This window comes from Streptosporangium canum, assembly GCF_900113865.1.
Taxonomy (GTDB): Bacteria; Actinomycetota; Actinomycetes; order Streptosporangiales; family Streptosporangiaceae; genus Streptosporangium; species Streptosporangium canum.
On record NZ_FOQY01000041.1, the window covers coordinates 47,408 to 63,554 of the forward strand.

Sequence of the window (16,147 nt, forward strand, 5' to 3'; positions counted from 1 at the left end):
TACGTGTGGCCGGATCCGGCCACCCCTGAATCGTGTCGCCTGCGCTGGGATGGTGCGCCCCTGAGGGAGCGCAGGCGACACCCTCTCTTCTTCTCGGCCTCGGGCCGTACTCATATCAGGAGGTCGTGTGGAGTGGGCGCAGGTCCCGATCGTTCAGGGCGGGGCGGTCGGCCTCGTGCTGGCGATCATCTGGCTGATCGCCCTCGGCCGGCTCGTCCCCCGTTCCACTCTGGAGGACGTGCGGGCCGACCGGGACGCCCGGATCGCAGAAGCGAACGACGACGCGACCCAGTGGCAGCAGCTGTACATCAGCGAATGTCAGGCGCACGAGACCACCAGGAAAGCGCACGCCGAGGAGACCCGGGCCGCGCTGGTCGCCTCGACCGAGGGGGCGCAGATCGCCGCGGCGCTGCTGACGGAGATCAGGAATCGGCAGATCGAGGCCCAGCCATGAGCAGACCTGAGGATCAGCGGCCGGACATCGACGAGGCCACCCGGCTGGTGGAGGAATCCCAGCGGCGTGCTGCTGCCGAGCAGGCGCGGGCCCGTGAGGCTGCGGGCCGTTCGCTGTCGATCGCGCGGCTGTTGCGTCGGCTGCGGGAGGAGAACGGGTTCGGCCGGCTCATGGATGAGGCATTTGGAGGCGGTCGTGGGTGAAGGGCTCAGGTTGATCGGCAGTTTGCTGGTGGTGGTGACGGCGTTGCTGGCGTGGGCGTGTGTGATCGCCCAGGTGCTGCTGGCGCGGTGGTGGCAGACGTCCGCCGGCCGACACGTGTTCGTGTTCCAGCTCGTGCTGGCGCTGTGCACTGGCCTGTGGGCGTTGCGGCTGCTCATCCCGGATGGCGACTGGTTTCAGGTGGCCCGCCTGGTGGCGTTCACTTTGGTGCCGTGGGTGCTCGGCTGGCGTTTTTTGATCATTTTGCAGACCTGGCGCAAGGGGCGCCGTCAGCGAGAGGAACACCGATGAAGCTGGTGACGCGCGCGCAGTGGGGAGCCCGCCCGGCGAAGCGGGGCCTGACAGCACTGCCATCCGCCCGCGGCGTGAAGGTGCACTACGTCGGCTCCCGGGTGAACCCCAGCCCCACGAAGACCTGCGGGGCCCACTGCCGGGACATGGTCCGAGGCATCCAGAACCATCACATGGACGGCAACGGCTGGTCGACGATCGCCTACAACTTGCTCGTCTGTGAGCACGGCACCGTGTTCGAGGGGCGCGGCAAGGGCATCATGTCGGCGGCCAACGGGGAGGGCCTCAACGGAGGGCACTACGCCGTCTGCGCCCTGATCGGCGACAAAGGACTGGTCGAGCCCACCGACGAGCTGCTGAACGGCCTGGTCGACGCGATCGGCTACCTGCGCAACCACGGCGCTGGCCGAGAGGTGAAGGGGCACCGCGACGGCTACGCCACCAGCTGCCCGGGAGATCGGCTGTACCGGTGGGTGAAGGCGGGTGCGCGCCGGCCGGACGCCCCGGAGGAGAAGCCGATCGAGGTCGTCATCAAGAACGGGATCGCTGTGTGGCCGGGCCGTGTGCTCGAGCTGGTGGATCCGATGATGCGGGGCGAGGACGTGCGCGCGTGGCAGGCCCGCCTGGCGCGGCGCGGCTGGAAGGTCGACGTGGATGGCTGGTACGGCTCACAGTCCCGGTCGGTGTGCCGGTCTTGGCAGCGCGCTGTGGGCCTGCCGGTGACGGGTCGAGTGGATGAGGCGACGTGGGATTCGGCGTGGTCGTGGCGGCCGCCGACGCCGGGCGAGGTCGATGAGACGAACTGACCCGACGAACTCTCAACTCTCAGTTGATCGTTGCCCTGGCCAGCACAAACGTGCTGGCTCTTATAGTTTTCCGCCCCAGTTTGAGGGCGGCGATTCCCCTCAGGAGGGGCGCATGAAGATCTTCGGACGCGAACCCGTCGTCTGGCTGGGTGCCATTTCGGCTGTCCTGGCTGTGCTCGTCACGGTCCCGGCCATAGGTCTCACCGCGGATGCGGCGGCCTGGATCATGGTCATCGTCTCCGGCGTATTCGCGATGGCGGAAGCCGCCATGACCCGCCCGTTCGTCGTCACGGCGCTGACGGGCGCGGTGCGGACTGTGCTGACGGGGCTGGTGTTCTTCGGGCTCCCGCTGTCGGAGGAGACCTCTGGCGCGATCGTGGCCGCGCTGAACATGGTGCTGGCGCTGGTGCTCGCGAACTCGGTGACGCCGGCGGCGGATCCGGCGCCGGGCTTCGTCCGGGCCCAGGGCGCCGGTGCGATGGTGGGGACGTCGGGGTATCACCCTGGTGATCACGCCGGTCAGGACCTGAGGAGCCTGTAGGCCGAGAGCACTACCTACCCCGCATACTGGAGGTGGGGGCCCCTGACGTGCGGACACACGGCTCGGGGCCCCACCCAGACATCAGAGCGCCCGTCCCCTTCGTAGGGGGCGGGCGCTCTTTCGTCATATGTGCGCTGGTCGCGCTATCCGTTGGCGGCGTCGGCGTAGTCGCCCAACGCCTTGTTGAGCAGGGCAGTGGCCAGGTCAGCGGCCTGCTCCAGGAGCGTCTCGTTTAGTGCCAACCCGAGCATCACACTGTCGGGGTCGCGCATGCGTGCGGCGCTCACGGGCTGGCTGAATCTCACCGCGGCCCAGGTGCGCCCATGCGCAAAGCCGGAGCACTCCTGCCATCGGGCCAAGGCCTCTGGCATGTTCACAGCCGTACCAGCGGCACGCACGGTATGGGAATAGCGGAAACGTTCTGTTACCTGCTGCATGCGAAGCCCTAGCTCCTTCGCGATTCCATCAATCTGCTTTATACGGTCCGTTGCCTTCTGGCCAGGCGGAGACGGTACATGGCCAGTGGTCCTCTCCCAATAGGAGCGTTCGGTCATGTCGTGGCGCCAGACGCGCAGCGTCCGCTCTCGACGGTGGGCGCGGTTCGGGTCATCAAGGATCCACACAGCGAGCGAGCTGGGTTCGATCACCCCACGCAGCAGCGTCCATGGGGCGGCGTTGGTGACTTCTCCAGCCTTCATCACAAGGGAGCGGAGGGCGATCACATGGTCTACTGCCGCTCCGATGGAGCTCGTTACGAGAGAGGAAACCTTGTATCCCCCCATGCCGACATCGTCTTGTGCCAGCGAGCTGGTCGGGCCGACCTCGTCCAAGCCAAAGCTGATCTGCTGCTCGGTGTGCTCCGTGAGGGATTCCGCGATCTCAAAGAGTTCGGAAAGGAACTGCATGTTGGCGTTACTCATGGGGTGATGACGTTACGCCGTTATGTCGTTACTTGCTCAGCATTTTCTGTAGGTGGTCCCGGCTCCCCTCGCCGGAGCCGGGACCTATCACCTCAGACGTCTCACGCGCCCCTCAGGTTGTCCGGCGAGTCTGTACGGAGATCACCGCTCATGACGGCTTCCGCGTCCTCCTGCGTGCCGCCGGCAGCGAGGGTAAGCCGGGCCCGGGCGGCGTCGCGGTCGAGGCGGGCGAGCGCGGGCACCAGGCCGTCGATGCTGTCGTTCATGCTCGCTCTGCGGGTTGATCGTCCGCAGTCGCTCTGCAACAGAAGAGCCCCGCCATCCTTCGGGACGGCGGGGCTCTTCGTCATGCTCGGTCAGGCCAGCGCTGGTTCATGCCAGCCGTGCACGCCGATCCCCACGCCGCTGCGATACGCCTCGACGCCCGCCGCGGTGTACGGCACCGTGTTGTCCGGCAGTTGGTCGGCCGGCACCCAGGCGAGCCCGCCGCACTTGTGCGGCTCGGCGTTCACCACGTCGCCGTCCCACGACGACACCGCGAAGAACACCCCGATCCGCGGGAGCCCCTCCGGTGACAGGTGGTGGATGACAGTGGCCGGCTGCAGGTCCGCCGGGCTGATGGTGACGCCGACCTCCTCGAAGGCCTCCCGGATGGCGCACTCCACCACCGTCTCGCCGGGCTCCAGGTGGCCGGACGGCAGGCAGTACCAGCCGTCGCGGTAACCCGTACCCTCCCGGAGGGAGAGCAGGATCTGATCGCCGCGCTGCAGGATCACGTGGACGTCGACGGTGACTTGATACCGCTCTGCCATGGTGGGCCTCCTGGTGGTGCGAGCGTTACCCGCGTGACGATAGTCGACGGATGCGGTCGGTGATGGCCGCTGCGGCGACTTGCGGTGGAACCTCCCCGGTGTCGATCCGGTAGTACGGCGGGAACCCGTCCTCGGCGAGGACGTCGGCCAGCTCGTCGTACAGCTGGGCCTCGATCGCACTGGACCCGTCGTGCTCGAACCGGGAGTGCACACCTCGTACGGTGAGCCGCTGCTCCAGGGTGGCCGGGGCGGCGGTGACGAGGACGGACAGGTCCGGCCGGGCGGCCAGAGCGTTGAGCTGGCGGATGTAGTCCAGCGGGACGCCGTCCCTCACCTGGAGCACGTAGGAGGAGGGCACGTATCGGTCGCACACCACCACCGCGCCCCCCGCCAGCGCAGGGTGGATCTCGGCGGCCAGGTGGTGGTAGCGATCTGCGGCGACCAGGCAGGCCAGCGCGGTGCCGGAGAACGTTGCGGTCTGGTGGCGGGCCACCGTGCCGAGGGGGCCGTCGGACGGCTCCCGGGTAGCGAACACTGGGATGCCTGCGGCGGCGAGCTGCTCGGCGACCAGGGCGACGAGTGTGGACTTGCCGGCGCCGCCGGGCCCGTCCAGGGTGACGAACAGGCTCATGCGGTCCTCCGGGAGTGCTGGGCGCGGGCGAGGTCGGCCAGGTGCTGGTGGATCTCCTGCTCGGTGGCCTCGCCGAACTGGATGCCGGAGGAGAAGTTGAACTCGTCGCGGCCGCGGAGCTCCTCGCTGCTGCCGAGGTCGACGGGCGCGTAGTCCAGGAGCTGCTCGGCGGTGTAGCGGCCGGTGGCCATGAGCCGCGTCCACTCGGGGGTGCCGGGGTAGGGGCGGAACTGGAACACCGATGCCCGGAACGTTCCCGGCGTGGTGGCGGTGAGGTCCCACAGGCGGTGAATCAGGTCGACGGTCTCGCCCAGCTCCGCCCGGGTTTCGGTGGGGAAGCCGAGGATGAAGTAGCCCTTGATGCGGATGCCGCGGATGGTGAGCCGCTGCACCACCGACAGGATCATGTCCCGGGTGATGCGCTTGTCGATGTAGCTCAACATCCGCTCCGAGCCGCTTTCGACGCCGAGGGCGACTTCGCGGAGCCCGCATGCGGCGAGCAGGTCGAGTGTTGCGTCCGGGACTCGGTGCAGCACGTTGATGCGGCCGGTGGCGTCCCACACCGCCCAGTCGCCGACCTTCTCGGCGGCGAACGCGGCCATCATCTGGTCGATCACCCGCCTGGCCCCCAAAAACAAGTCGTCCACGAAGCGAAACGCCGTCACCCCGTGCTCGTCGCGGAGCTGGTGCATCTCGGCGATGATGTCGAGCGGGTCGCGGACCCGGATGGTGATGTCGGGGTTCGCGCTGACCGCGGCGCCGCAGAACGAGCAGTCGTAGGGGCAGCCGCGCGCCCCGACCATGTTCGCCTCGACTCTGCCGTCGCCGGCCAGGTACGGGTCCTGGGCGAGGTAGACGCGGTCGACGAACGGCAGGCTGTTGATGTTCGGGGCGAGGTGGTGGCTGGTGCCGGGCCGGCCGCCGGTGACCGGGGCTCCGAGGAGCGGATCGATCCACATCACGCCGGGCAGGTCGGCCCGGTTGCGGTGATCGTCCAAGAGCTCGACGACGCGGGTCTCGGCCTCGCCGAGGATGAGGGCGTCGCAGCGGGCCAGCCGCGGGTCGGTGAGGATCGGGACGGGCATGGCCTTGGCGTGGTGGCCGCCGACCATGATGCGGATGCTCGGGTCGAGGGCGGCGGCGATGTCGGCGCTGATCTCGTAGGTGGGGGCCAGCAGGTTGAACCCGGCCCAGCGGGGGGCGACCTGGTTGATCAGGTCGATGGTGTCGGTGATGGGGAGGCCGGCGGCCTCGGCGTCCAGGATGCCGACCCGGTAGCCGTGGTTGGCGGCGTAGGTGGCGATGTAGGCCATGCCGAGCACCGGCAAGGTGTAGTCGTTGATGCGGGGCCGGAGGGTGTAGTCCCGCAGGGGTGCGTTGACGAGGAGCAGGTCGAGCTGCGCAGGTGTGGTGCCTTGTTCAGTGGTGCGTACTCCCTTGATCAGTGCGTGCATGGTGGTCTCCCCAGGCGAGTGTGAGAACGGTGAGAGTGGATAGGTGCGGCCCGGCCAGCTCCTGCCACAGGCCGGCGAATGAGGGTTCGTCGGTGGGCCAGGTGGTGGCGGGGTCGGCGAGCGCCGCCCAGGTGCGGACGGCGAGGTCGGCGAAGGGGTAGAGGGTGAAGTCGCCGCTGTAGTCGGCGACGGCGGCCCCGGCGGTCCAGGGCCCGATGCGGGGTACGGCTTGCACGGCCTTGACCAGCACGTCAGGGGCGAGTTCCGCCCACTCGGCGCGGTGGGCGAGGTATGCGGCGGCCGCGGCCTGGAGGGGGCGTCGTTTGAACGCCATCCCCAGCGCCGCGAACTGCTCTGGGCTGAGGGCCAGGACCTCCTCTGGGGTGGGGATGAGCGCGGTCGGCCCGGCCGCCTGGCCGGCGGCGGTCCGGAACGCGGCGTGCATTTTGCGGGCCTGTCCGGCGCGGATGACCTGTCGGATGATCGCGGTGGCCAGGGCTTCCCACAGGTCGGCGTTGCGCCACCGCTGGACGGGGCCGAGCTGGTTCAGGGCGGTGCGTAGCTCGGCCGGGAGGGGGGTGTCGTGCAGGGCTGCGGGCGTGTAGACGTCGAGGGTCGGGGCGGCGCCGTCACCGCCGAGCAGGGTGGTGGTGTCGGGATGGGTGAGGAGCCAGGTGCCGGCCGGGGCGCGCATGGCGCGGACCGGTGCGGCGTCGGAGATGGTGTCCCATCCGGGGTGGTCGAGCATGGTCCAGTTCATGGGTGGTTCCTCCAAGGTGCGGAGTGGATCGGGTGGGGCGGCTGGGGCGTGGGTGGGCCGCGTGGCCGCCACGGTAGGGCATCAGGTGTCATCGGGGCCCTCGTTGTCGTAGGACGAGATGCGGCGGTTACAGGGCCAGCCAGGCCGCGAGCATGATTGCCGCGCAGCCGTACCCGCACACCCGCAGGAGCCCGGGCCGTGGAGATCGGGTGACGGCGTACATCGCCGATAAGGCGGCCACAGAGAACGTGGCGACTGCGAGACCGGTCAGCCCTGTGAGGCCTGGCAGGGTGTCGGCGCGGGGGATGAGGGTCGCCGCGATGATCGCCCCGATGGAGAAGAACAGGGTTTCGGCCCAGGCGTGCGCCAGAGGTTTGCCGACTAACGGTGGGATGTTCATGACGGGCGCCTCCGTGGGGGTGTGGGGGGTCGGGTAGGGGTGGGGGTTGAACGTGCTCGGGGAGCGGAAAGGGGGGGGTCTGGGTGCCCCCCACGACCCCCACACGGGTGAGTATCCGCAGTTGGGGCGGGTGTGGGGGTGCCACGGGGCAGGTGTGGGGGTATGGGACCCCCACGTGGTACTCCCACGTGGGGGGTGTGGGGGTCACGCGGCCGGCCAGTCGGCGACCTCGGGCGGCACCTGGAGCTCGCCGCGGCGGATCGCGTTGGCCGCCTCTTCGAGGTGCTGGCGCTCGTAGCCGCGGAGCTTCTCGCCGCCGCGTTCGAACGGATTCGGCAGTGTCCGCACGCCGAGGGCGCCCAGGAGCGCGGCGAGCTCGCCCTGCTCCAGTCGGAGGGCGCGGGCCAGCGCCACGGAGTGGATGCGCCGGTCCTCGCCGATCACCTGCAGGGCACGCACGAGAAGCTCCGGCAGCGGGCGGCCGGCCTCGACCTCATGGACCTGCTCGGCGCGCAGCGTCTCGACCCGCTCAGGCTCCAAGTCGTACTGGCCGGCGAACAGGGAGCCGGCCGCCGCGGTGGCGGCAATCTCAGCAGGATCCGGCCAGGACGCCACCCCACCGCGGAGCACGGTGAGATGCGGGGCGCTGGTCCGAGCAGGCGACGGAGCAGGCTCGGCCGGCGGCTGCGGGGCGCGCAGCTTCTCTGCGGGCAAAGCCACCTCCTTGCCGCCACCGAACGCCTTCCGCATCCGCGTCAGCCGATCCCGGTAGACGTCGCCGCCGACCGCGATACCGGCAGCGTCCAGGTCAGGCCGGTTGTTGGCGATCGTCACCGCAGCCCGGGCGATGTCGCCGTGCTTGAGGTAACCGGCCTTGAACGGGCGGACCGTCGCGCCGGGGACGCGGTAGAAGCCCGTGCCGGGTCCGGCCAGCTCGTCAGGGTCGGCACCCTTGTTCCAACCGAACAGGTAGGCGAGCTCGGCCTCGTCGTCGCAGAACATGCCGATCTTCACCCGGGACTGCTTGATCACGTCGGGGGAGACCATGTCCTGCACAGCCCGCAGCGAACTGATGATGGTGTTGAACCCGGCATCGCGGCCGATGCGCAGCAGCTCCTCGATGTTGTCGCGGATCTCGTTCTTGATCGGGTCGCGGGTGGTGGTCGACATCAGCTCACCGCCCTCGTCGACGAGGAGCTGATACGACGGCAGCCCAGCCGACAGCGGCAGCAGAGACAGGTTGTGCTTGACCTTCAGGTGCCGGTAGCTGGTCTTGCGGTCGATGGCCATCTCGACCAGGATCCGCGTCATCTCCAGCGCCTCGTCGAGATCGGAGGCGACCCAGTCGATCGCCGGCCGCTCGGTCTCCCCTTCCAGCCAGGGGTGCAGCCACGGCTGCGCCAGTGACCCGCCGTTGACGTCGATGACGGCGGTCAGCCCGTTGAAGCAGCGAGCGGCCTCCCAGATGAGGCCGTGCAACACGGTCGTCTTGCCGGATCCCTTCTGGCCGACCAGGATGACCGACTCCTCGCGCAGCGGCACGGTCATGGGGCTGGAGTCGCGGTGCTCACCCAGCCACGCCGGTTCGTGGATGTCGCGGGCGGACAGGTCGCCGTGCCAGTCGACGTCCTCGGTGAGCCGGTTGACCGTCATCACGTGCATCACGAAGGAGCCGCGGTGCGGACCCTTGGCCACCTCCACCCCGCACCCGTCGGGCAGGCGGGCGGCGGCGGCGAGCTGGTCGCAGGCGCCGGCCAGCTGCTGGCGGGTCGTGCCGTCCAGCGGCAGCAGCCCGGTCAGCGTGTAGCCGGCCTTGCTGTCCCAGGTCCGCACGTCGGTGATCTCCACCCGGATGCGGGTGACGTCCAGGATCCGCTGCTCCCACTCGGCGGCGACCTGGGCGACGCGCCGCGGGATGACCGCGGCGCGCGTCGTCCTGGCGGTGGCGGCGGGTTCCTTGATGCGAAACCAGGGGGCCAACGCGCCGGCGGCCAGAGCGCCCAGGCCGAGCGTGTAGAAAGCGCCGGAGGTCCACGGCGTGGTCGCCGCGGTGTAGGCCACCCAGGACCCGGCACCCAGCACGCAGCACAACCGATACAGCAGGGTGGGTGTGTGCGTGCCGACCTCGGCACTGTGGGCGATGGACCCGATGGCCGAGACGGCGGTGCCAGCCGCCGCCCATACGGGGGCGAGCTCCACCGCGTGGGCGGCGGCGGCGAGCGCGGCCACGCCGAGGAAGCCGTTGACCGCGCCGGACACCGCGCCGCGCGGCGCCAGCGACCAGTCGGCCATCGGCCTGGTCTTCGTCGTGGTGGTCACAGGTACTCCTTGGCGGTGCTGGTTGAGCTGGTCAGATGTTCCAGAAGTGCTCGCCGGCGCGCGGCGCCTCCTTGCGCTTGATGTCATCGGCGTGGATCTTCCGGAACCCCCGGGCGATCTCCTGGGCCATGGCAGAGGTTTTGGCGATCGAGGCGTAGAACTCGCCCATCATCGACGTCACCCGGCCGTCGATCGGGTAGGCGGTATCGAGGTTGGTGGTGTAGGTGCGCAGCGCCATGGCGACGTTCTCGGGCACCTGGTTGAGCTGGTCGAGGTCGCGGGCCACGTCCCACATGTCCTGGGGCAGGTAGCGGGAGACCGAACCGATCATGTCGGCGGACACGACGACCAGCGGGGAACCATTCGACATGCGGAAGTGCCTCCTTGCGAGGGTGCGGCTCGGGGCGCGCACCGGGAACGTACGGATGGGCGCAGGCTGCTCGGGGGCGGCCGACGCGGGTTCAGGGGTGGGCTGGGCGGCGGCTGGCTGAGGGGTCTGCTCCGGGGTGGCCAGCCGGGGTTTGATCAGGCCGAACCGCTCGGCCAGGCCGCGGATGCGGCGCCAGGCTGCGCTGACCCGAGGGTGTGTGGAGGCGGCCAGGTCACTGGTGAGCTCGCTGTCCAGTCGGCGCATCGCCTGCCAGAGGCTGCGGATGTGCTGCGGCCGAACTGCCCGGCAGACTCGGCGCAGGCGTCCGCCGGCGCGCTGGTCCACCGCCCGGGCCGCCTGGGCGACCCGCCGCCCGGCGCGGGAGGCCAGGTGCCCGGTGGCTGCGTCCAGCCGCTGGGAGGCGGCGCGGGTACGGGCCAGACGGGGGGAGGCGTAGGCGCGGGCTGCTCGCCCGGCCTGGGCAACGCGCTGCCTGGTGGCCCGGCCTGCTCGGCGGGCGGCGCGCAGCGGAGCCGTGGCGGCGTGGGCGGCGGTCTGCGCGGCAGCCCGACGGCCGGGGCGGGCGCTCGGGATGCGGCTTCTGCCAGCGCGGGGCACGGAGCCCCGGCCGGTGGGGAACGTCATCCGCTTGCTGCCTGCCAGGCCTCGGGTACGGCTGCTGCCCAGCGACGGCATACGCGCCGCGGCCCCAGGTGCCGCCCGGCCTCCTATGGAACGGCCGGTAGGCGGACGGCCCGCACGCGACGAGCTCGGAGCGGAGAACACCGCTCGGCGACCCGACCGCGAGGTTGAATCGCCGAACAGGTCCCGGCCGGAGCGGCTGGCTCGCGGCGCCCGATCGCGCCGCTCATGGTTCTTGCGGGGGTGGGCCTTCCGGAACCGCCAGTAGGCGTATCCGCTGCCGCCGGCCACCGCGACTCCGCCGCCGGCCACGAGGCCGAGGACGCCGACGGCCTGGTAGAGACCGAGGCCGCCGAGGGTGAGGACGGAGGCGGCGCCGAGCGCCATCTGTCCGGCCGGGGTGCCGTACTCGACAGGCGCCTCACCGCGCTGGCTGCGCTGGCGAGGCAGCTCGGCGGAGGGCTCCTCCTGCTCGTCCGGGACGGGGTCCGGGTCGGCCTGCTCGGGCGGGCGGGTGGAGACGCTGACCCGCTCGGCCGCCTCGTCGTCGATCGAGTGCGTCACGAGTCACCGCCTGTCGAGCTGTGGCCGTTGACCGAGCCGTTGACGGTCGCGGGCGCCGAGGTGGACGCGACCGGTTCGGCGACCGGTGGTGGCGGCGTCGGGGCGCCGTTCTTGTCGAAGGTCCACCCCTCCTCGGCCATGATCTGGCGGCCTTCCTGCATGCGGTCCAGCGCCCAGGTCTCGGAGAAGCCGGTCCAGTCGGCGAGGTCCCGCTTCGAGGGCGGGTTGAGCTTCTTGGCGCGGTTGATGTAGAACCGGACGGCCCGCTTACGGTCCTGCTCAGTGGGCCTTTTCCGGTCGGAGACCGGTCGCGAATCGGTCGCGTCCGCCCCCTGATCGGCGACCGGCTCCACGACCGGCAACCCCTCGTCGACCGACAGCGTTCCGATGAACGGCGGCAGCACGAGGCGGTCGCCGAACGGCTGCGCGACCGGTCGCCGAGGAAGCTCGAACGCGACCAGATGGCCGACCGGCCGAGGGTCCCCGGGACGCACCATCCGGCCCAGCCCCGACAGAGGCGGCTCGACATCGCGACCGGTCGCGAGGGCGGTCGCCGACTGGTCGTCGAGCGCGACCGGCCCCAGCGGCTCACCGGGCCGGATGCGGGTCTCCGTGTACCGGTTCAGGGCGCCGGCGAGGCTGGCCACATCGGCGGGCATCTCCACCGGGGCCGGCTGCTTCTTCGCCCGCCGCATCCGCTCGTAGTCGGGCCGGAAGCGACGGTCTGCCTCGGCGACGTCCTGGACGCCGTGGCGGATCGCACGCCGGTAGATGTAGAACGTCTCGCCCGCCCACAGGACGCGGCGCGGCCACGGGAACCGCAGCGCCCGCTCCTCCAGCAGCCCCTGGCTGCGCATGTCCTCCCAGTGGCGCCACTGGGAGTAGATCTGCCACAGCACCGGCGACAGCAGCGAGGCGGCGCCGAACACGCCGGCGAAGTCGCCGGTCGCCTCAAGGGCGTGGTTGTGCTCGTAGTTGAACCAGCCGACGCCGGCGCCGATGCCGTACGACAGCAGGCGCAGCCACACCGCGGAGTAGCCCTTGATGAGCTTGTCATGGGCGAAGTAGCCGACGTTGATCGCGACGGACTCGACGACCAGGGCAAGCGGCACCGCCGCCCACCACGGCCAGCTGAGGCCGAGCACGAGCGCGAGGACCTGGCCGAGGATCGCGGCGGCGTTGACGCCGACGTTGGCGAAGGCCAGGACGACGGCGAGGCTGATCTTCTTGCGGAGCGCCGCGGACTTGGTCTTGCGCTCGACGGTGGCCTCGTCGTCCAGCCGCTTGCGTTCGGCCGCCAGCTCGGCCTGCAGCTTGAGGTGCTCGCGTTCGGCTTCGAGGCGTTCCATCTCCCGCTGGTCGCGGGCGCGTTGGGCTTCGATGCCGGCGCGGGCGGCGAGCGCCGCGGCGGCAGCCTTGTCGGCGGTGCGTTCGGCGGCGGTGCGCCACAGGCGTCTGGGCGGGTTTCCCGGTGCGGCTGGCGCGGGGGTGGGCTGGTGCTGTACTTCTTGCATCGGTTCTGCGTCCTGTTCAGAGCAGGGGTGGGACCACAAGTAGGGGAGCCTCACCGGCCTGGCCGCTGGTGGGGCTCTTCTGCGTGTGGGATTAGTGGCCGCGGCGGATGAGGTTCTCGCCGTCCTCGTCGCCGTCCGGGTCCGGCAGGTCGTTCAGGGCCGCGTCGATGAGCTCGTCCGTCTTCGTCGGGGAGCGCATGATCTCCATGGCGCGCAGGGCGGCGGGGGCGGCGGTGACGAGTAGGGGGAGCTGACCGCCTGGGCGGTGCGGGGGATCCTTGGGCTTTTCCACGCTGGTCTCCTTGCTGATGTGTGGGGCCGGCCTCTGCCCGGGAGCGGCCCGCGGGCAGAGGCCGGGGTCCGGCAGGACCTTGGGTGTGGGCCCGGCCGGAGGGTGGCCCCGGTGCCTCTGCGGGGACAGAGACCCGGGGCCTGGCCCGGCAGGAGGTACGGGGGCGACCTCTCTGCCGGGCCTGTCCGGGTAGGTGGAGGACGAGTCACACCTGCCGGACGTGTGTGGGGGTGGCCCGCCCGCCCCTCCAGATCTCAGCGGGCCACCCGACCCGGGCACGTAGCGCCTGCGCGCGCTCTGCTCCCGGGGGTTTTGCACCTGGCTGCCGCGCCCGCAGCAGTCACGGCAGCCAGGGCATCTATGGGGTGTAGCCTCCGTGGCTCTGGATGATCAAGGACTGCTGATCCAGGGCTTGCAGGAAGGCCGGGTAAGTGCCGCGGATGAACGACTCGACCACGCCAGCGGCGCGCAGAGTGCCGCTCACCGGCAGGGTGCGGCGCGCGTACCAGTGCCCGGGGCGGGCCATGTACACGATGTGCCAGCCGGGGTAAGTGGCTTCGAGGATCTCGCGGCGCCGCTCGTCCGGGTTGAGGACGAGCTCCAGTTCTTCGAGGAGGGTCACCACGTCTCCGCCTTCCGCGTACGGGCGTTCTGGGCGCGGGCGTCCTGCGCGTCCATCCGCTTCTTGAGCCGGTCGACGGTGTCGCCGTACACCATGCGGATGCAGCCGGCTTTCCCTTCCTCTGGGGTGAGGTGGGGGCAGTCGGCCCACCAGCGGCCGGTGGTGGATCGCCAGATCACCCATCGGGGGTTCGTTTCGGCGAGGTCGGCTTTGACCTGGTCGATGGTCAGCTCGGCTGCCTGAGGTTCGGCGCTCATGCTGCCACCGCCGGTCGGCGGCATCTCCGGACATCTCCCACCCGGAGAGGAGATGTCCGGAGACGGCCAGTGCAACTTCCGGCGGGCGCGCTGCCGGAGGTGCACACTGAGAGCACGGCGGTGGCTCCCGTGGCGAGGATGATGGGCACTTTCGTGCCACCACCGCCGTGCTCGCTTGGAAATCTGCAACTCTTTGTGCCCATTTGACTACGCAATATGCGCAGGATTATGAACCCGGGCATGCCCGGGCATGCCCGGGTCTGAAGGGATGCGCTCGGGCATGATCCTCTACGGTCTGCTCCATGATCGACTTCGACCCGGATCGGACCGTATGGGCCCAGGTCTACGACCTGTTGCGTGAGCGGATCGAGAACGGTACCTACAAGGAAAGGCTGCCGATTCCGAGCATCGTCCACCTGGAGCAGGAGCTCGGGGTTGCCCGGCAGACCGTCCGGAAGGTCGTGGCCAAGCTCGCCAGCCAGGGCTACGTGAACGCGATCGCGGGCAAGGGCACCTTCGTGCGGCCGCGAGAGGACTGGAACGCCGGAGCGGAGTAGCGGCATCATGTTGCCGTCCTAATCTGCTCCTGAAACGCCAGCCGCTCGGCGAGTTGGTCGAGATCGTCGGCATCCACGGTGGCCGTGGCGCCGCCAGCGACCTGATCCATGGTGAGGTTGCCTGCCCTCATGGCCCACCAGCGGCCGAGCTCCGACTGCCAGATGGTCCAGAGGGCGTAGAGCGCGCGCAGTTCGGCTGCGCGATTTTTCGTGAGCGTCATTGGGACCTCACTTCACATGTCCGGTGCCCCAATACTGCACTGGGTCTGCCGAACTTTCAATGCCGAAGTTATGATGCCGGAATTGTCTAGTTCTTCATAAGGCAACGCAGCCGTATGATTCGCTCACCCTCAGTGCACACAAGGAGACGCATGAGCGGCAGCCCCACCGTCCAACGGCGACGACTCAGCGCCGAACTCATCCGGCTCCGCCAAGAAGCCGGCCTCACCGCTGAAGAAGTCAGCGAACGCCTCGAATGGTCACGCGGGCGCCTCCACCACATGGAGACCAACAAGTGGGTCCGCCCCGACCTGGGAAACATCCGCGCGTTGCTTGATGTCTACAGCGTCACCGACGAGCAGGTCCGCGACGCCATCCTCGATCTCGCCCGCCGCTCCCGCGAGAAGGGCTGCTGGGCCAAATACAGCGATGTCTTCCGAGGGTCCCTGCCTGGTTTCGAGGCTGACGCCACCCAGATTCGCGCCTACGACGGCATGCTCATCAACGGCCTACTCCAGACCGCCAACTACGCGGCCGCAGTGTTCCGGGGCGGCCAGGTCCTCGGCGACGAGGCAGTGAAGCGCCGCGTGGAAGCGCGCCTGGCCCGCCAGGACGTCCTGCACCGGCCCGATCCGCCAAGCCTGTGGACGATCGTCGATGAGGCCGCCTTGCGGAAACTCGTCGGCGGGAAAGAGGTGATGGTCGAGCAGCTGCGCCACCTCATCGAGATGGCCGCCCGGCCGAACATCACCCTGCAGATCGTGCCGGATTCCGTTGGCGCTCACGCAGGCACCGCCGGCAGCTTCATCCTGATGGACTTCGCCGCCGACCTGGACCCATCGGTGGTCTACCTGGAGACGGCGACGGATTCTCTCTACCTCGAGAAGGCGGAAGAGCTGAACGAATATACGCTCATCTTTACCCGCGTGGTGGCTTCGGCCATGACGCCCGAGGAGTCGATCCGCTACGCGGCGTCCCTGGTGGATCAACTGAACAGGTAGGTGAGGATCGTGGACCTAACCCAGCCCGACCCGAAATTCCGCAAGAGCTCCTTCAGCGGAGCGAACGACGGCTGCGTGGACGTGGCCGATTTGGAAGACGGCGGCCGTATCGTCCGCAACAGCAAGGACCCGGACGGGCCCCGGGTGCGCTACACCGCTCACGAGTGGCAGATGTTCATCGCCGGCGTGAAGGCGGGCGAGTTCGACTAGTCCCAATTAGGTAACAAAGAGCCCCTCGGCTAGTGCGGCTTGCCGAGGGGCTCTTTCGTGGAACAACTAACCCGATGCCCAGTCTAGGGCGATGTGACCTTGATCACGAGGTTTGGTCAGTGGGAGCAGGCTGGGAGCAAGCCGCTCCCGGCCGGTCCCCGCGAACCTCGGTCATTCCAGGTGGTTCACCCCGCCCGAACTGGAAAAACTCTCTCCAGAGCAGGTCATCGGATCGGTAAGACTTGCTTTGGGAGCAGGGGGCCGCAGGTTCAAATCCTGTCACCCCGAC

22 protein-coding genes are annotated in these 16,147 nt (G+C 69.5%); 8 read left to right on the forward strand and 14 right to left on the reverse strand.

The genetic code is table 11. From position 1 onward, the window contains the following. The first annotated feature begins 127 nt into the window (after nucleotides 1–127). The 5 genes from BM085_RS37315 to BM085_RS37335 all read left to right on the forward strand — a co-directional run bounded on the left by BM085_RS37315 (nucleotide 128) and on the right by BM085_RS37335 (nucleotide 2,314). Complete coding sequence (locus BM085_RS37315; protein WP_093891498.1) at nucleotides 128–454, forward strand: hypothetical protein; 327 nt, start codon at nucleotides 128–130, stop codon at nucleotides 452–454. Next, nucleotides 451–657 carry a DUF7620 family protein gene (locus BM085_RS37320; RefSeq protein ID WP_093891499.1) on the forward strand — a complete coding sequence of 69 codons (207 nt, stop codon included), beginning with the start codon at nucleotides 451–453 and terminating at the stop codon, nucleotides 655–657. Before BM085_RS37315 ends, BM085_RS37320 begins: the two co-directional genes overlap by 4 nt. Next, on the forward strand, nucleotides 650–967 hold the full coding sequence (locus BM085_RS37325) for a putative phage holin (protein ID WP_143121243.1): 318 nt from the start codon (nucleotides 650–652) through the stop codon (nucleotides 965–967). The genes BM085_RS37320 and BM085_RS37325 overlap by 8 nt, the downstream gene beginning before the upstream one ends. Further along, nucleotides 964–1,773, forward strand: a complete 810-nt coding sequence (locus BM085_RS37330; protein WP_093891501.1) for a peptidoglycan recognition protein family protein — start codon at nucleotides 964–966, stop codon at nucleotides 1,771–1,773. The genes BM085_RS37325 and BM085_RS37330 overlap by 4 nt, the downstream gene beginning before the upstream one ends. Nucleotides 1,774–1,885: 112 nt before the next feature. Beyond that, nucleotides 1,886–2,314, forward strand: coding sequence for a hypothetical protein (locus BM085_RS37335; RefSeq protein WP_093891502.1), 429 nt, complete (start codon nucleotides 1,886–1,888; stop codon nucleotides 2,312–2,314). A gap of 143 nt (nucleotides 2,315–2,457) precedes the next feature. Here the strand turns inward: BM085_RS37335 and BM085_RS37340 are convergent, their stop codons facing one another. The 13 genes from BM085_RS37340 to BM085_RS37400 all read right to left on the reverse strand — a co-directional run bounded on the left by BM085_RS37340 (nucleotide 2,458) and on the right by BM085_RS37400 (nucleotide 13,871). After that, on the reverse strand, nucleotides 2,458–3,234 hold the full coding sequence (locus BM085_RS37340) for a hypothetical protein (protein ID WP_143121244.1): 777 nt from the start codon (nucleotides 3,232–3,234) through the stop codon (nucleotides 2,458–2,460). 101 nt (nucleotides 3,235–3,335) lie between these two features. Beyond that, nucleotides 3,336–3,500 (reverse strand): hypothetical protein, encoded by a 165-nt coding sequence (locus tag BM085_RS44945; RefSeq protein WP_177245466.1) that lies wholly within the window; start codon nucleotides 3,498–3,500, stop codon nucleotides 3,336–3,338. 90 nt (nucleotides 3,501–3,590) lie between these two features. After that, nucleotides 3,591–4,046: an NUDIX hydrolase gene (locus BM085_RS37350; RefSeq protein ID WP_093891505.1), complete on the reverse strand. Its 456-nt coding sequence runs from the start codon at nucleotides 4,044–4,046 to the stop codon at nucleotides 3,591–3,593. A 25-nt stretch (nucleotides 4,047–4,071) separates the two neighbouring features. Next, a complete protein-coding gene (gene tmk, locus BM085_RS37355; RefSeq protein ID WP_093891506.1) occupies nucleotides 4,072–4,677 on the reverse strand; it encodes a dTMP kinase in 606 nt (201 codons plus the stop codon). Continuing rightward, nucleotides 4,674–6,131 (reverse strand): B12-binding domain-containing radical SAM protein, encoded by a 1,458-nt coding sequence (locus tag BM085_RS37360; RefSeq protein ID WP_093891507.1) that lies wholly within the window; start codon nucleotides 6,129–6,131, stop codon nucleotides 4,674–4,676. Before BM085_RS37360 ends, tmk begins: the two co-directional genes overlap by 4 nt. Continuing rightward, nucleotides 6,097–6,891 carry a DNA glycosylase family protein gene (locus BM085_RS37365; RefSeq protein ID WP_093891508.1) on the reverse strand — a complete coding sequence of 265 codons (795 nt, stop codon included), beginning with the start codon at nucleotides 6,889–6,891 and terminating at the stop codon, nucleotides 6,097–6,099. The genes BM085_RS37360 and BM085_RS37365 overlap by 35 nt, the downstream gene beginning before the upstream one ends. A gap of 127 nt (nucleotides 6,892–7,018) precedes the next feature. Then, nucleotides 7,019–7,291, reverse strand: a complete 273-nt coding sequence (locus BM085_RS37370; RefSeq protein ID WP_093891509.1) for a hypothetical protein — start codon at nucleotides 7,289–7,291, stop codon at nucleotides 7,019–7,021. 204 nt (nucleotides 7,292–7,495) lie between these two features. After that, entirely contained in the window at nucleotides 7,496–9,610 is a 2,115-nt protein-coding gene (locus BM085_RS37375) for a P-loop NTPase family protein (protein WP_093891510.1), read from the reverse strand. Between the two features lie 31 nt (nucleotides 9,611–9,641). Continuing rightward, on the reverse strand, nucleotides 9,642–11,186 hold the full coding sequence (locus BM085_RS37380) for a hypothetical protein (RefSeq protein WP_093891511.1): 1,545 nt from the start codon (nucleotides 11,184–11,186) through the stop codon (nucleotides 9,642–9,644). After that, nucleotides 11,183–12,700 (reverse strand): DUF4349 domain-containing protein, encoded by a 1,518-nt coding sequence (locus BM085_RS37385; RefSeq protein WP_093891512.1) that lies wholly within the window; start codon nucleotides 12,698–12,700, stop codon nucleotides 11,183–11,185. Before BM085_RS37385 ends, BM085_RS37380 begins: the two co-directional genes overlap by 4 nt. A 91-nt stretch (nucleotides 12,701–12,791) precedes the next feature. Then, nucleotides 12,792–12,992: a hypothetical protein gene (locus BM085_RS37390; RefSeq protein ID WP_093891513.1), complete on the reverse strand. Its 201-nt coding sequence runs from the start codon at nucleotides 12,990–12,992 to the stop codon at nucleotides 12,792–12,794. A gap of 358 nt (nucleotides 12,993–13,350) precedes the next feature. Next, on the reverse strand, nucleotides 13,351–13,617 hold the full coding sequence (locus BM085_RS37395) for a hypothetical protein (protein WP_143121245.1): 267 nt from the start codon (nucleotides 13,615–13,617) through the stop codon (nucleotides 13,351–13,353). After that, the gene (locus BM085_RS37400) at nucleotides 13,611–13,871 is read right to left on the reverse strand and encodes a hypothetical protein (RefSeq protein ID WP_143121246.1); all 261 of its coding nucleotides are present in this window, start codon (nucleotides 13,869–13,871) and stop codon (nucleotides 13,611–13,613) included. Before BM085_RS37400 ends, BM085_RS37395 begins: the two co-directional genes overlap by 7 nt. 302 nt (nucleotides 13,872–14,173) lie before the next feature. On the opposite strand from BM085_RS37400, the gene BM085_RS37405 reads away from it, so the two are divergent. Then, entirely contained in the window at nucleotides 14,174–14,428 is a 255-nt protein-coding gene (locus BM085_RS37405; RefSeq protein WP_093891516.1) for a winged helix-turn-helix domain-containing protein, read from the forward strand. A 5-nt stretch (nucleotides 14,429–14,433) separates the two neighbouring features. Here BM085_RS37405 and BM085_RS37410 read toward each other — a convergent pair whose 3' ends face one another. Beyond that, complete coding sequence (locus BM085_RS37410) at nucleotides 14,434–14,649, reverse strand: hypothetical protein (RefSeq protein ID WP_093891517.1); 216 nt, start codon at nucleotides 14,647–14,649, stop codon at nucleotides 14,434–14,436. Between the two features lie 150 nt (nucleotides 14,650–14,799). Here BM085_RS37410 and BM085_RS37415 point away from each other — a divergent pair, with 150 nt between their 5' ends. Next, on the forward strand, nucleotides 14,800–15,648 hold the full coding sequence (locus BM085_RS37415) for a helix-turn-helix domain-containing protein (RefSeq protein ID WP_093891518.1): 849 nt from the start codon (nucleotides 14,800–14,802) through the stop codon (nucleotides 15,646–15,648). Between the two features lie 9 nt (nucleotides 15,649–15,657). Beyond that, nucleotides 15,658–15,858 carry a DUF397 domain-containing protein gene (locus BM085_RS37420; RefSeq protein ID WP_218158933.1) on the forward strand — a complete coding sequence of 67 codons (201 nt, stop codon included), beginning with the start codon at nucleotides 15,658–15,660 and terminating at the stop codon, nucleotides 15,856–15,858. Nucleotides 15,859–16,147: the final 289 nt, after the last annotated feature.

Bases quoted from the DNA above. Each gene is read 5' to 3' on its own strand.
- BM085_RS37320 (WP_093891499.1), top strand. From the start codon at position 451: ATGAGCAGACCTGAGGATCAGCGGCCGGACATCGACGAGGCCACCCGG.
- BM085_RS37330 (WP_093891501.1), top strand. From the start codon at position 964: ATGAAGCTGGTGACGCGCGCGCAGTGGGGAGCCCGCCCGGCGAAGCGG.
- BM085_RS37335 (WP_093891502.1), top strand. From the start codon at position 1,886: ATGAAGATCTTCGGACGCGAACCCGTCGTCTGGCTGGGTGCCATTTCG.
- BM085_RS37340 (WP_143121244.1), bottom strand. From the start codon at position 3,234: ATGAGTAACGCCAACATGCAGTTCCTTTCCGAACTCTTTGAGATCGCG.
- BM085_RS44945 (WP_177245466.1), bottom strand. From the start codon at position 3,500: ATGAACGACAGCATCGACGGCCTGGTGCCCGCGCTCGCCCGCCTCGAC.
- BM085_RS37350 (WP_093891505.1), bottom strand. From the start codon at position 4,046: ATGGCAGAGCGGTATCAAGTCACCGTCGACGTCCACGTGATCCTGCAG.
- tmk (WP_093891506.1), bottom strand. From the start codon at position 4,677: ATGAGCCTGTTCGTCACCCTGGACGGGCCCGGCGGCGCCGGCAAGTCC.
- BM085_RS37360 (WP_093891507.1), bottom strand. From the start codon at position 6,131: ATGCACGCACTGATCAAGGGAGTACGCACCACTGAACAAGGCACCACA.
- BM085_RS37365 (WP_093891508.1), bottom strand. From the start codon at position 6,891: ATGAACTGGACCATGCTCGACCACCCCGGATGGGACACCATCTCCGAC.
- BM085_RS37370 (WP_093891509.1), bottom strand. From the start codon at position 7,291: ATGAACATCCCACCGTTAGTCGGCAAACCTCTGGCGCACGCCTGGGCC.
- BM085_RS37385 (WP_093891512.1), bottom strand. From the start codon at position 12,700: ATGCAAGAAGTACAGCACCAGCCCACCCCCGCGCCAGCCGCACCGGGA.
- BM085_RS37400 (WP_143121246.1), bottom strand. From the start codon at position 13,871: ATGAGCGCCGAACCTCAGGCAGCCGAGCTGACCATCGACCAGGTCAAA.
- BM085_RS37405 (WP_093891516.1), top strand. From the start codon at position 14,174: ATGATCGACTTCGACCCGGATCGGACCGTATGGGCCCAGGTCTACGAC.
- BM085_RS37410 (WP_093891517.1), bottom strand. From the start codon at position 14,649: ATGACGCTCACGAAAAATCGCGCAGCCGAACTGCGCGCGCTCTACGCC.
- BM085_RS37415 (WP_093891518.1), top strand. From the start codon at position 14,800: ATGAGCGGCAGCCCCACCGTCCAACGGCGACGACTCAGCGCCGAACTC.